Source organism: Candidatus Mycobacterium methanotrophicum, assembly GCF_023515995.1.
GTDB lineage: Bacteria > Actinomycetota > Actinomycetes > Mycobacteriales > Mycobacteriaceae > Mycobacterium > Mycobacterium methanotrophicum.
On the sequence record NZ_CP097320.1, the window covers coordinates 3,289,490 to 3,303,840 of the forward strand.

Below are 14,351 nucleotides of genomic sequence, written 5' to 3' on the forward strand. Positions count from 1 at the left end.
TTGAGGAAGGGAAAGGCTGATGCTTGATCACGGAGCCCTCCCGCCCGAGGTCAACTCGGGCAGGATGTATGCGGGTCCGGGCTCGGGGTCGTTAGTGGCCGCCGCATCGGCCTGGCAGGCGATAGCCAGCCAACTGGACTCGGTCGCGCGCGGCTACACCGCGGTGATCTTGGGGCTGCAAGGCGAAACGTGGTCGGGCAATGCTTCGACTTTGATGGCCGACGCAGCGCAACCGTATGTCGAGTGGATCGCGACGGCGGCGGCCAAGGCCGAGGAGACGGCCGGTCAGGCTCGCGCCGCGAGCGCCGCCTTTGAGAGTGCACACGCGGCCACGGTTCCACCGGCACTGGTCACGGCCAACCGCGATCAGTATGTGGCGCTGGTAACGGCCAACGTCTTCGGGCAATACACCACCCAGATCGCGGCCGCCGAGGCCGAATATGCCCAGATGTGGGCACAGGATGCGGCCGCGATGTACACCTATGCCGCGGCGTCCTCGGCAGCGAGCACCGTGACGCCGTTCGGCGAGCCGCCGCAAACCACGACTGCCGACGCCGCACCCGCCCAGGCTGCCGCGGTGGCCCACGCCGCCGGCTCCGGCGCTTCGAGTTCGCAGTCAACCCTGTCGCAGTTGCTGGCGGCATTGCCCCAGCAGCTGCAGAGTCTGGCCACCGGCGGGTCTTCGGGGGCGACGTTGCCAAGCGGCCCGTCCTCGTCGGCGTTGATAAACGCCTTCTTCGATTTGAATCAATTCACCTTCCCGGCAATCGCCGTCGCCGCCTTCACCCGCACGTTCTTTTCCGGCGGAAGTTATACTCTAGCGGCCAACCGGGCTGCCGCGGCCCAGAGCAAAGACTTGCCGAAGATCGGCGGGGGGGACATCGGGGCCGGCGCTACCACTGCTGAATCGGTTGTGCCGCAAGGTGTTCGGGGTCCGGTGCTGGCCGACGTGGGGCGGGCGGCACCGATGGGCCGGTTGTCGGTGCCGCAGAGCTGGACGTCGACGGCGCCGGTGGCCAAAGAACCGCAGTGGCTGTCCGAGATGGACCTGGCAGCAGTGCCGGTGTCGGCGGACGCCCCGGTGGCGGGCGCGACGGGCGCAGGCCCGATGGTGGGCATGAACTCAGCGGCAGGTCCGCATGGGCGTTCCTCGGTCAACAATGTGTTGCGCGTGCCGTCACGCGGCTTCAAAATGCCGCGCCCAACTTTAGGCGGGTAGCCGTTTTCGCCTCGTTTCGGTCGCCCCCGACGGTGTCGTCGCGACCCTCGGCCACCGGTTTGCCATCGTCGCGGCAACAACGCTGATGCTTGACTTCGGGGCGCTGCCGCCCGAGGTCAACTCGGCGCGAATGTATGCCGGCCCCGGCTCGGGCCCGCTGCTGGCGGCGGCCTCGGCTTGGGACGGCGTGGCCGCGCAACTGGAAACCCTCGCCGCCGGGTATTGCTCGGCGATTTCGGCGCTGCAAGACCAGGGCTGGTCCGGCGCGGCATCGACGGCAATGGCCGCTGCCGCGGCGCCCTATGTGGCGTGGGTGACGACCACGGCGCGGCAAGCCCAGCAGGCGGCCGGCCAGGCCCGGGCGGCCGCCGCCGGCTACGAAGCGGCGTTCGCCGCAACCGTGCCCCCGGCGGTGGTGCTGGCCAACCGCACCTTGTCGGCGACGCTGGTTGCGACCAATTTCTTCGGGCAGAACACGCCCGCGATCGCGGCCGCCGAGGCCGTCTACGCCGAAATGTGGGCGCAGGACGCCACGGCGATGTACGGCTACGCAGCCTCCGCGTCCGCGGCGGCCACCCTCACACCGTTCAGCGAGCCGCCGCAGACCACGAACCCCGCCGGGCAATCCACCCAAGGCGCCGCTGTGGCCCAGGCCGTTGACACCGCCGTCGGACATGCTCAGACCACACTTTCGCAGCTGACGTCCGCGGCGCCCCCGCAGCTGCAGTCCCTCACATCAGGGGGGTTCGTGAATGCGTTGGCGGCCCAGGCTTCCGTGACCTCGACGTCGACCTCGACGTCGACCTCGATAATCACCGCCATCACCGATTTGGATACCGCCTTTTGGCGGCCGGCTTTTTACGCTTCCCAATTCGTGAAAACGCCGTTTTACATCTTGTCTTTTCAGGTCGCGGCTGCCCGAGCCGGCGCCCAGGCGTCCGCGTTGCCGGCGCTACCGGCGCCTGCGGCAGGCGCTGTTGCTGGGGCGCAAACGATGGGGCCGAACTGGGTGCTGGCCAGCGTGGGTCGCGCGGACCCGGTGGGCGGATTGTCCGTGCCGCAGAACTGGACCGCGGCGACGTCGACGGCCGGCCCGGCCGTCCAACCGGTGGCCCCGGCGGACACGGGTTTCAAAGCTCTGCCGACGTGGGCGAACCCGACGAGCACCTCGGCCGGCCTGCCGACGATGGGCCAGATCCCCAACGGCGCAGGGCGTCGCGGCACCGACGTGGAATACCGCATCACAGACCGCCGCCACCGAATGCCGCGGCCAACCCTGGGTGGCTAGACCGTTATGGGGGGCGGGGCGGGGCCTCCGCCTCGCTGACCGCGGTTGTCGCCGAGTGGCAGCGGCCCGGTGCCTGCGCGTGACGAAGGTTCCCCCGTCCGATGGGCGAGGGAACCTTCGCGCAGACGCGGTTATCGGCGCAGGTCCGTCGCCGCGACCTGGACGAACACGCCGGTGTCCTCGGCCATCAGCAGGCCGCGACCGCGCGGCAGCGGGCCGCCTTTCATCTTGCCGCGGATGAAGCCTTCGTCGGGGTCGGCGTCCATCACCAGCAGCGGGGCGTTGGCCTGCGCCAGTGCCCGCAGCATCGGGTCGCTGCCCGCCGACGACCAGCCACCGAAGGTGCGGGTGACAATCACGTGCAAGCCGACATCGGCTGCCCTGGTCACCCACGGCGCGGCCTTGTGCAGCGGCGAATCGAAGCCAGGCGGCAGCTGCTGCACATCGTCGATGATCAGCAAGATCTCCGGCCCGCTCCACCAAGCCCGCGACAACAGCTCTTCGGCCGACAGTCCCGGCGGTGGCTCGCGCCGGGACAACACGGCACCCAGGTCGTCCATCATCGCCGCGACACCGTCGAGGTTGTAGGCGAACTTCTCGACGTAGTCGGTGCTCAGCGTGGTCAACAGCTGGCGACGCGGGTCGACCAGCCACACCTGCGCCGAGGGCCGCGACGTCGGAGCCGCGATGCTGGCTCCCGGCGCGTACACCCGACCGATCTCGGACATGATGGTGGCCAGCGTCGTGGTCCGGCCACATTCGCGCCGGCCCGTCACCATCAGGTGTGCGTTCTCGGCGAAGTTGAGATACACCGGCTGCAGGTCCAATTCGTTGATGGCCCAAGCGATTCCACCGGCCCCGACGTTCTGGCGCCGATCGGCCGCGGCCAACGCCTGCACCTGCTGCAGCCCGAACTTGGCGGGCAGCCTGCGCACCGGCGGCGCGTGGCCGGCCGCCACTCGGCTCACCGCCGCGGCGACGCTGGCGGACTCGAAAACCGAGTCCGGCGTGCTCGCCAAGGCGGGCCTGGCCACCAGCGTGTGCAGACCCGATTGCGGATCGCTGTCCAGCCGCATGTAATTCACCGCGACCATGCCGCGGCCCGGCTTGACCGGGACATCCTTGGCGAAGCGGGAGCGCACCAGCTTCGCGTCTTCGACCGCGGCCAGCCGCAGCTCGATCCGGGAGCCGAAACCGCTGCGCACCGGTGGCCGCAGCTCGGACTCGCGGTCAGCCGTGACCACCACATGCACCCCGAACGACGGGCCTTGGTTGATGATCTGGTTCACCTGCTCGATCAGCACCTCGTTTTCTTCAGCCAGCGCCCGGTAGTTGTCGATCACCAGGTACACGTCGCCGAAGCCGTCGTTGGGCACGCTGCCGGCCTCCCCACCGAACCTGCGCCGACGGAACACGTCCATCGAGGGCACGTCGTACTCGAGGAAGGTGTGCTTGCGCGCGTGAAGCAGCGCCAGCAACTCGGCCACCGTGCGGCGAACGCCGTAGGGGTCGGTGGGGCCGACCACTTCGCCGACGTGCGGCAGCCCGGCCACCGTCGTCAGCGCGGTGCTGCTGTAGGCCAGGGCGTAGAACTGGACCTGCTCTGGCGTGTGGGTCAGCGCGGCCGACGTGATCAGCGTCTGCAATGCGGTGGTCTTGCCCGAGCCACCGGCACCGAGGATTAGCACGTTGGAACCCGGCCCGGAGGTGTCCACCGTCCACGGCGGCTGGTCGTGCTTGAACGGCCGGTCGATGATCCCGATCGGGAACACCAAGTTCCTGGCTGTGCCGTAGTCCTCTTGCCACGGCCGACGAAGGAACCGCTTCACCAAGTCTTCGATCGACACCGGCACGTCGAGCGGAGGATGCCATAACCGATAAGGCTCGAAGTCGATCCGGCGCAGCTGATCGATGATCACCGTGCCGACCTTCGGTGTCCGGATTGCCTCTTCTTCTTCCTCGTCGTCGGGCTCCGCGGCTCCGTTGCCGCTCAACGCTTCGCCGTTCCCGCCGAGGATTTCGCCGTTGGTCAGCGCGTCGAAGTCGTCCGGACCGGTGACGCTGACCTCGATAGGCGTGAAGCCGGTGGTAAACAGTTGCGGCCGAATGTAATCCACCATATGTGTCAGCGCGGTCTGGCCGTCGGCGTCGAGCGAAACGCCGCGACGGTAGTCGCGCCACAGGAACTCGGCCTGGAAACGGATGATCTCGTCCAGGCTCTTGCGGAAGTAGCCCAGACCGGCCTGTGCGGGCAGGTTGACCGCGTTCGGCACCCCGGCCGCCTGTGCAGCACCGGCGGTACGCGCTTTCAGCACCAATCGGTAACCCATGTTCTCCATGAGCTTTTCGGCCCGGCTCTCGATGGTCTGCGAGGCCATCATCAAGTGGATCCAGTAGGCACGGCCCTGTCGGCCGATCGAGTCCAGCACGTCGACCGCGGTCGGCATGATGCGGAACCATTCGTAGAACTCGTCGATCACCACCACCAGCATCGGCAGCGGCGGAATGTCTTGACCGCGCGCGCGCATCCTGCCGCGCATCTCGTTGTACTCCTTGGCGTCGTCGACGCCGGCGTTGTCGCAAACCGCCTTGCGCCGGGCGATTTCGCCCCACAACGCGTCCAGGAAGCGCTCCATCAGCGCCTGGTCTTCTTCCAGGTCGGTGATGATCCGCGACACGTGCGGCACGCCGTTGAACGGCTTGACCGCCGATCCACCCTTGAGGTCAGCCAACACGAACTGCAGCTCGTCCGGCGGATGCGCCAGCATCAACGACTCAAGCACCGTGCGCACCAGCGTGGACTTACCCGAACCGGTGGTACCCGACATGACGCCGTGCGGGCCGTCGCCGCCTTCGTCGAGGGACTTCATGTCCAAGAACAGCAGCTCGCCATTGTCGGAGCGGTTGCCGAACGGGATGCGCAATCGCGACCGGCTGGACAGGCCGTCTCGCCGGTTGCCCCACAACGACTCGAAGTCGATCTCGGCCGGATCTTCAACCCCGTAGTAGGACAGGATGTCTCGCGCACCGATCTGGGCTACCCGCTGGCCGATCTCCTCATACGCTTCGGCCAGCCGCCAGTGCGCCATGCGCTGCGCAAACTGCTCTGCTTCCGCCTCGGTCACATAGTCGGCCAGAGCGAAGAACCACCGGTTGTCGTCGATCACCATCCAGGTGTCGCGGTCACGGGGCAGTGCCTCGATCACCCCGACGTCGTTGGTGAACTTCAGCACCCGCTCGGGGTTACCGGTCCACAGCGCCGAGCCGGTCAAGTCAAAGAACGTGACGCCGTCAACGCCGTCGACGCTGATGACGTATTCCCATTGCGGGTCGTCGACATCGGCGATGATCACGTGGTGCGGAGTCGGTGTCTCCGCTGACGAGCTAGCATGCCGCGGGGTGAAAGACCCACGGCCGGCGAACAATTCGGCCTGGTCGGCGGCGAACTCGCGCACCGACCCGTACACCATCCGCGCGTTGCCGGCAGCGTCGCGACGGCGTGGGTCGCCGAAGTGCGGCAGCCACTTGACCCAATCCCATTTCGCGAGATCGGAACTGACAACGATCATCTGGATGTGGTCCGGCCCATGTGAGAACGCCAGCTGGCAGATAATGGCCCGCATCAGCCCGATCACCTGGTCGCGATTGCCGTCCAGCGCATACCAGGGCTCAACAAGCAGCGACACCATCTTGGGCAGGTTGTAGACCACGCTCTGGTAGCGGCCAAACTCCTGCAGGGCCTTTCCGGTCACCGGCTCCAGCTCGATATCGGTCGGCATGTTCTGCGGCTCGCCCCAGGTCACCTCCGGCCGGGTCATGCCCACACCGATCCTGGCGACGCCGAAATTGAGGTCCCTCCCGTCTGGCTTGCGTTCCCACATCCGCGACGAGCCGACCGCCGCGGTCAGCGTTGTCGGCTCCGGATGGAACCACCGGTAGTTGGTGTCCATGCTGTCGGCGGACTCGTTCGCGGTGTCGCGCAGCATGTCGAGCATCAGCATGAACTGGGCCCGCATCGCGTCCAGCTTGGGCCGGCTCATCTGCTGCTGGCCGCCGAAACGACCACCGAACATCATCATCGCGACGCCGCCGATCATGAAGATCGGAAAGATCGAGCCGGCGCCCAGGAACATCCGCGAGCCGTTGGCGACGGTCATGCCGACCATACCGACCAGCAGACCCACCACGAGGACACCCACCACAATCAGCCACCACGGCTTGCCTTCGGGGGGCGGGACACTCAGCGGTGTCGGTAAGACAATGTTCTCCGGCCGAACCGCTGGTGCGCGCTCGGGCGTGGGGCGTGCAAAACCTTGTTTCACTTCGGTACCGCCAACTCTGCTGGGCTCATATCGGTCGGAAGGGTGTCGTGGCGCACCAGCGCGTCGGCGCGCGAGAGGGCTGGGCCCGGTGCCAGCAGCCGCAGGGCCACCCAAGGCGCGGGGCTCGGCTGCGATGTCAATCCGAGCGCCGAGCGGGCATCGCGTGAGTTGTCGACACCGAACCGGACACCGGAACTCGAGAGCCACCATAGTGATTCTGACGTGGCCGACCCTGGGTCATTGCCGGTGACGGAGACGAAGTTTGCGTAGTTGGGTCCGAAAAATACTCGATCGGCTTCCCGGCCGGAAGTGTCGGCCTTCACCAGCGAGACCACTTTTTGGGTGTCGCTGGCCGACACCGGGATCGTCGGCCCGGAGATCACCTGGGTACGGGCCCGCTCTTCGCCGGCGGTTTTCTCCCACCACCAGCAGGTCGCCGGGTTGTCGCGGATGTCCTGCACCTGCAGCGGCCCGTCCGGATAGGCCGACAAATCCAACCCGGTGACCACCGGCATCTTCGCCAGTGACGCCGGCGCCACCACCACCGGCGCATTGCCCGACGGGGTACCGGCATTCTGCAGGATCTGGGCGACGACCGGCGTCACGGTCTGCACACCGTCGGCCAGCACCACCGAATATTGTTGTGGCCCACTGATTTGCGGTGTCACGATCACGGTTCCCACCGGTCCGGGTGCACCGGCGAAGCCGGCCGGCTTACCGGCGTTTGGCACCTTGGGTACCGAGAGCGCGGGACCCACCGGCAGGGAGTCGTACAGTGCCCGGCTCATCGGCCGCGCCTCGTTGACGTTCTCCGGGGTCAGACCCAGCGGCAGCAACACTGCCCGGTTCGACGCATCGATGCGCGATCGGCGTCCCTGCCGGATCACCCAGGCGTCCTTGTCGTAACGCAGCACCACCGCGTCAGACCCGCTCAGCACGTGCCGGTGACTCGACAGGTCCGGCGTTCCGTCGATCACGGTGACGGTCACCGATGACGGTGCTCCCACCCCGGCCGCCGACGTCACCGAGTCGCACACCAGCCACGACGACGACGCGGGGCTGGTTGGCGAGAAGTCCGACGGCGCCCCGGGGATACCGACAAGCGGCCCGTGCGGCTGCTCGGCGATCTGACCGGACCGCACCTTGTGCGGGTTATCCGGCCGGCCGGCGATCAGCCGGGCAGATGCCAAGTTCAGCGCTGGATAGAGCTTGTCCCCCACCTTGACGTAAAGCGCGCCGGAATCGCGGTCGGCGATGATCGGCGACTCGTTGAGCTGCCCCGACGGGTTGATGAACGACCACAGCAGCGCGCCCAGGCAAATCACCGCGGCCGCCGACACCGACGCCACCACCGCCAGCGTCTGGCGCCGGCCGGGTTCGATTTCCATCCGGACTCGCCAGCGGGTCAACGCCATGGCGGTGCGGCGTGCCAAGAACTGGTAACCAGTTACCTGGGTCCGGGTGGAGAGTCCGAGGCCGTAACCCGAACCCCGCTGCCCGCCGTTCGAATCAGCCACGGTTGATCACGCTCCAAACCGACAGAAGGGCTGAACGCCGCATAGGCCCACGATTCACCGGATTAACCGTAGGGCACCCTGGGCCACCTCGCCACGCGAGCGTGTGGGCGCCGGGCTGGTCAGCGGCCGCGCCGGGAGTGGTCTGCACCACAGTGCTGTCACCTGCCATCAAGTAGTGAGGAAATCGAACGAAATCTTCACTGCGCATCGTACGGCGAAGAGCAAACTCAGACCTGTTAAAAAATTGCCGTGAGGTGAACACTCGGGTCGCATTCCGGCCCTCCGATTGAGCAAGATGGCGGGATGACGCGCCCAGGAAGCGATGACGCACATGACTGAGCTCGCGCCCTCGTTGGTCGAACTCTCCAGGCGCTTTGGCATCGCCACCGACTATGAGGACTGGAGCGGTCGCCGGACCGGCGTCCCGGAAAGCACCCTGCTGGCCGTCCTCGCCGCGCTCGGCGTGGCCGCCGGCACCGAGGCGCAGCGCAACGCAGCGCTGACCGCACACGATCGCGCGTACTGGTCGCGGTCGCTGCCACCCACCACGGTCGGACGTGCCGGTACCCAGACGCCGTTCTGGGCGCATGTGACCCACGGCCGCCCCGCCGACGTGTGGGTGCAGCTCGAGAACGGGACCGTGCGAGCCGACATACGTCAGGTCGACAACTTCGCCGAGCCGTTTGAGCTGGACGGGCGCTTGGTCGGTGAGGCCAGCTTCGTGCTGCCCGGCGATCTGCCGCTCGGTTACCACCGGGTGCATCTGCGTTCCGGGGACACCGAGGCCAGTGCGGCGCTGATCGTGACACCGGGCTGGCTGGGAGTACCGGACCGGCTGGGCGGTCGTCGGGCGTGGGGGCTGGCCACCCAGTTGTATAGTGTCCGGTCCCGACAGTCCTGGGGCGTCGGTGACCTTACCGACCTCACCGAGCTTGCGGTGTGGTCGGCTTCCGCGTACGACGCCGGTTATGTGCTGGTCAACCCGCTGCATGCGGCCGCGCCGACCAGGCCGATGGAGCCGTCGCCATACCTGCCGACATCGCGGCGCTTCGTCAACCCCCTTTATCTGCGTGTCGAGGCCATCCCGGAGTTCGCCTACCTGCGTAAACGTCGCCGGGTATGGCGGTTGCGCGACGAGGTGCAGCGTCACGCCAAGATGGTCGACGCCATTGACCGCGACACCGCTTGGGCGGCCAAGCGGACGGCTTTGCAGCTGGTTTATCGGGTTCCGCGCACGGCGGGCCGCGAACTGGCGTATGGCGCTTTCTGCGCCCGAGAAGGTGCTGCCCTCGACGACTTCGCCACCTGGTGCGCGCTGGCAGAGGAATGCGGCAGCGACTGGCATCAGTGGCCGGAATCGCTGCAGCATCCCGATGCCGACGGTGTCGCCGAGTTCGTCGCCGAGCATGCGAAGGCGGTGGACTTCCACCGCTGGTTGCAATGGCAGCTCGACGAGCAACTCGGGGCCGCCCAATCGCAGGCAGTGGCGGCCGGAATGGCGCTGGGCGTCATGCACGATCTCGCCGTCGGCGTACACCCCAACGGGGCCGACGCCTGGGCGTTACAGGATGTATTGGCGGTGGGGGTGACCGCGGGTGCGCCGCCGGATGAGTTCAACCAACTAGGCCAGGACTGGTCGCAGCCGCCGTGGCGCCCGGATCGGCTCGAAGAGCAGGAGTATCAGCCGTTCCGCGCGCTGATTGGCAGTGCCCTGCGGCACGCCGGCGGGGTGCGTATCGACCACATCATCGGCCTGTTCCGACTGTGGTGGATTCCGCAGGGCCAAACGCCCACGCAAGGCACGTATGTGCGTTACGAGCACGAGGCGATGATCGGCATCGTCGCGCTGGAGGCGCACCGGGCCGCGGCTCTGGTGGTGGGCGAGGATCTCGGCACTGTCGAACCATGGGTTCGTGACTACCTGCGCGACCGCGGTGTGCTGGGTACGTCGGTGCTGTGGTTCGAGCTCGACCGCGACCGCGGTGGCGGCCCGCTGCCGGCCGAGCGCTGGCGAGAGTGCTGCCTGTCCTCGGTGACCACCCACGATCTGCCACCAACTGCCGGGTATCTGGGCGACGAGCATGTGCACCTGCGGGAATCGCTGGGCCTGCTGACGCGACCCGTCGCAGAGGAGCTCGCCGCCGCGAAAACCGAGCGCGCGGCGTGGATCGCCGAGCTGCGCCGCGTCGGCTTGCTGTCCGGGGAAGCCGACATCGAGGACACCATTCTGGCCCTGTATCAGTACCTGGGCCGAACGCCGTCGCGGCTGCTATGCGTCTCATTGACAGACGCGGTCGGAGACCGGCGGACTCAGAACCAGCCGGGCACGACCGACGAGTATCCGAATTGGCGAGTACCGCTGAGCGGCCCCGACGGTCAGCCGGTGCTGCTCGAGGACGTGTTCACCAACCCCAGGGCAATCGCGCTCGCCGATGCGATGCGCGCGCAGACGGCCGTCACTGGGAGCCGGACCACCTGTTAGCTTTTCGAGTGCGATGAGCGTCTTGAAGTTCGGTGTCGTTGCCCCGGTCGCCGCCGGGGTTACCGCAGACCCGGGGTGGATGGTGGCCTTCGCGCGTTATCTCGAGGCGTGCGGGTTTGGATCGATCATCGCCGTCGAACCCACCGTCATGGCCACCCGGTACGACAGCGTCTACCCGTATGACCGCTCGGGACGGGTCGAATTGGCGGCCGACTGCCCGATCCCGACCCGCTTGACCTGCTGTCGTTTGTGGCCGGCCATACCGCCCGGCTCGGGTTGGCCACCGGAGTTCTGGTGCTGCCCAACCATCATCCGGTTCTGCTGGCCAAACGCGCGGCGACGGTCGATGCGCTGTCCGGCGGGCGGCTTCGGCTGTGCGTCGGCGTCGGCTGGCTACGGGAAGAGATGGAGCATGCGGCACCGAATTCGCAACTCGAGGGCGCCGCAGCAACGAGCAGTTGGCGGCGTACGGGCGCTCTGGGACGACCGCCGAGAGGGCGTCACCCATCATGGCGAGTTCTTTCAGTTCGATGGCGTGGTCTGTAGTCCCAAATCTGTTGCTGGACGGCACCTTCCGATTCACATCGGTTGCCACAGCAAAGCAGCTGCTCGACGGGCCGGGCGCTTTGGCGACGGCTTCCAGCCCTTGGGCGTGACCGGGGCGCAGTTGGACGACCTGCTGACGCTGATGCATGACGTGGCAGCAGCTGCCGGACGCAGTCCGGCGGATATCGAAGTATCGCTGGGACATTCAGCGACCAAGATCGACGCCGAACGCGCCGGTGCTCCTTTGACCTTTGCGCTCGTGGTGATCAGAATCGTGGTGATCAGAATCGAGCCCAAGTCGCGCAGGAGGTGTCCTCAGTCCGTCTTCGGTAGCGGAATGCCTTCGCTGGTCGAGAATTCCGCGTCGCTTTGGGTGGACAGTCCCAGCGACACCAGAGTCCGGGGGAAAAAGACGTCGGTCAGGTAGGCCAATGCAACTGCCCAGCGGTTGACGCCTCGCGGAATCGCGTACAAGTGATACGCCCGGGTGACGAATTTCGCGGGGTAGCCGGACAGCGGAACTCCCAGCGGATTGGCTACGGCCTTATGGGGTCCAAGGTCGACCACCAACCCCAGGTTGCGGTGCTTGTATTGCCGCTTCTTCCCGTGCCCCAGACTGGCGGCCACGTTGTCGCCGAGCACTTTGCCTTGGCGAATCGCGTGCTGGGCGGTGGGCGGGGTGATCTTGCCGGGTTGCGTCACGTCGGGCACCGCGGCGGCATCGCCTGCCGCAAACACGTCAGGATGGCCGGGCACCCCAAAATCGGTCTGCACCTTCAACCGGCCCTTCTCGGTCGGCAAGCCCAGCGTCTGAATGAGCGGAGCGGCGGTAACCCCGGTGACCCATGCGACAGTTCGAGTATCTATCCGCGAATCATCGCTTAGCACAACATGATCGGGATGGACCTCGTTGAGCGTCAGGCCTAAGCGGACATCGACACCACGGCGCCGCAGCACCCGCATCGCACGAGCGCCCAACTTTTCGCCCACTTCGGGCATCACCTGCTCGGCAAGGTCGAGCAGCACGAATTTCACGTTGGACGCGTCAAAGCTCATTTGCTGGGCTGCGGCATCGGCCAGCGCACGAAGCTGTACGGCCAGTTCCGTACCGGAGTAGGACGCGCCCACCACCACAATCGTGCGTCGCGCCCGCGCGAGCTGGGCGTCGTGCTCCAGGCAGGACAATTCCAACTGCTTCAGAACGTGGTCTCGCAGATAGAGCGCCTCGGCTGTCGACTTCAAACCCCTTGCGTACTGGGCTAATCCAGGGATACTGAACAGGCGGGTGACCGAACCGGGCGTCAGCACCAACCGGTCCCACGTCAGCTCGCAAGAGCGCTGTTCCAGATCGGTGAACTGCAGCCGGTGCTGCTCGAGGTCAGCGCTGTCTACCCGACCGCGCACTTTGCGCACGCCGTTGAGCGTCCCCGCCAGCGGGATCGTCACGAATCGCGGATCGACGACGCCACCCGCCACGTCCGGCAGCAGCGGCGTGTACAGCATGTAGTCGACCGGCGAGATGATCGTGACGTCGACATCTGATCTGCGTAATCGGCGGGCCAGTCGCCGTGCGCACTCGAAGCCGGTAAATCCGCTGCCTACGATCACCACCGACGTCACCGTTTCCACTGTAGCGACGGACGGCGGGCAGAACCGGTCTGCCGCGGCGTTACGGGCCGCCACCGAAGCCGGGTCGTTGCGAGTCGACAGTCCGGAAACCGTCACCCGTCTACTGCTGGGCGCGCTGACTCGCGGTTCGATGCTTATCGCGAACTCAGCGAATCCGCTCGCGACCAGGCATGCTGTTCATGCGCGGCCCGTTGTCGGGTTTCGCGACCCCGGCGGAGGAGTTGTTTTTTAGCTTCCCGATCCGGGTAGTCAACCGAAATGGGAGACACCTCGCGCGACCCGAGCAACCACCACCGGACTACCCGCTCGCGTGCGGGCGAATCGCTGAAGAGCGGCGCGAAGTCGCCTGGCCTGTTCCTATTGGCCTCTGGCTTAGTGGCATTCGTGATTTGCTTGGCCAGCTTCGCCCACGCAGCGGTCGCTGTCGGAGTCGCCGGCGCCGTTATCGCTTTGTTTGCGACCGGCGCAGGCTTCGCGTGGCTGGGCATGGATTCCCGACGGGTCCGCCAAGACGAGCGAGAATGGAGCAACGCCCACCACAGTTGCGTCCAGGGGCATGGTGTATGAGCTGGTAGGGCCGGTGGGCGTGTCGTAGCCCGGTAGAGGGCGGACATTCGCGTGATCCTTCCAACGATCAGCAAAGTCAATCGAAGGAGACAACGCGATGACTTCACCCACTTTGTCGACGCCGAGCAGCTGCTGGCCGATCAACTCGCCCGGGCCAGCCCGGACATGCTGCGCGGGCTGCTGTCGGTGTTCATCCACGCGTTGATGGGCGCGGAAGCCGACGCGGTCTGCGGGGCCGGCTACCGCCAGCGCAGCGACGAGCGGTCCAATAGCCGCACCGGCTACCGCAACCCGTGATTTCGACACCCGCGCCGGCGCCATCGGCGTGGCCGTTCCCAAGCTGCGCCAGGGCAGCTATTTCCCGGACTGGCTGTTGGAGCGGCGCAAGCGCGCCGAGCGTGCCCTGACTAGCGTGGCGGCCACCTGCTACCTGTTGGGGGTCGGATGGAACGCCTCGTCGAATCCCTGGGTGTGACACGGCTTTCCAAGTCGCAGGTGTCGATCATGGCCTCAATCGGGAGCTGCGGCGGCGAACCGACATCGTGGGCATCTTCCCCGACCGGGCATCGATCATCCGCCTCGTCGGTGCGGTGCTAGCTGAGCAACACGACGAATGGGTCGAAGGCCGCCGCTACCTCGGCCTCGACCTCCTCACCCGCGCCCGCGCAGCCGCGACCAGCACCGACCAACCCAGCCCCCAGCAAACCGACGACACCCCAGCCCTGACCACCTAGACTGCCCCACGAAGGGTCACGCGATCGAGCGAACTCTTACACCACTC

At 66.8% G+C, this 14,351-nt stretch carries 6 protein-coding genes and 4 pseudogenes; 7 read left to right on the plus strand and 3 right to left on the minus strand.

Going from position 1 to position 14,351, the window contains the following annotated elements; genetic code table 11:
• Positions 1-19: 19 nt before the first annotated feature.
• The 3 genes and pseudogenes from M5I08_RS17000 to M5I08_RS26945 form a co-directional block, all read left to right on the plus strand.
• Complete coding sequence (locus M5I08_RS17000; RefSeq protein ID WP_219069002.1) at positions 20-1,219, plus strand: PPE family protein; 1,200 nt, start codon at positions 20-22, stop codon at positions 1,217-1,219.
• A gap of 130 nt (positions 1,220-1,349) precedes the next feature.
• A pseudogene (locus M5I08_RS26940) lies at positions 1,350-1,736 on the plus strand (PPE family protein); the annotation flags it as partial.
• A gap of 558 nt (positions 1,737-2,294) precedes the next feature.
• Positions 2,295-2,507 (plus strand): annotated as a pseudogene (locus M5I08_RS26945) (hypothetical protein); the annotation flags it as partial.
• Positions 2,508-2,638: 131 nt separating this feature from the next.
• On the opposite strand, the gene eccCa reads toward M5I08_RS26945, so the two are convergent.
• Together eccCa and eccB are read right to left on the minus strand one after the other, a co-directional pair.
• Complete coding sequence (eccCa, locus tag M5I08_RS17010; RefSeq protein WP_219069006.1) at positions 2,639-6,829, minus strand: type VII secretion protein EccCa; 4,191 nt, start codon at positions 6,827-6,829, stop codon at positions 2,639-2,641.
• Entirely contained in the window at positions 6,826-8,346 is a 1,521-nt protein-coding gene (gene eccB, locus M5I08_RS17015; RefSeq protein ID WP_219069008.1) for a type VII secretion protein EccB, read from the minus strand. Before eccB ends, eccCa begins: the two co-directional genes overlap by 4 nt.
• 331 nt (positions 8,347-8,677) lie before the next feature.
• On the opposite strand from eccB, the gene malQ reads away from it, so the two are divergent.
• Positions 8,678-10,828, plus strand: a complete 2,151-nt coding sequence (gene malQ, locus M5I08_RS17020; RefSeq protein ID WP_219069010.1) for a 4-alpha-glucanotransferase — start codon at positions 8,678-8,680, stop codon at positions 10,826-10,828.
• Between the two features lie 22 nt (positions 10,829-10,850).
• A pseudogene (locus M5I08_RS17025) lies at positions 10,851-11,609 on the plus strand (LLM class F420-dependent oxidoreductase); the annotation flags it as partial.
• 80 nt (positions 11,610-11,689) lie between these two features.
• On the opposite strand, the gene M5I08_RS17030 reads toward M5I08_RS17025, so the two are convergent.
• Positions 11,690-12,994, minus strand: coding sequence for an NAD(P)/FAD-dependent oxidoreductase (locus tag M5I08_RS17030; RefSeq protein ID WP_219069026.1), 1,305 nt, complete (start codon positions 12,992-12,994; stop codon positions 11,690-11,692).
• Between M5I08_RS17030 and M5I08_RS26950 the strand changes: the two genes are divergently transcribed.
• Together M5I08_RS26950 and M5I08_RS17035 are read left to right on the plus strand one after the other, a co-directional pair.
• A complete protein-coding gene (locus tag M5I08_RS26950) occupies positions 12,894-13,235 on the plus strand; it encodes a TetR family C-terminal domain-containing protein (RefSeq protein WP_370328497.1) in 342 nt (113 codons plus the stop codon). The genes M5I08_RS17030 and M5I08_RS26950 overlap by 101 nt on opposite strands.
• A gap of 401 nt (positions 13,236-13,636) precedes the next feature.
• Positions 13,637-14,304: pseudogene (locus M5I08_RS17035) on the plus strand (transposase).
• Positions 14,305-14,351 lie beyond the last annotated feature (47 nt).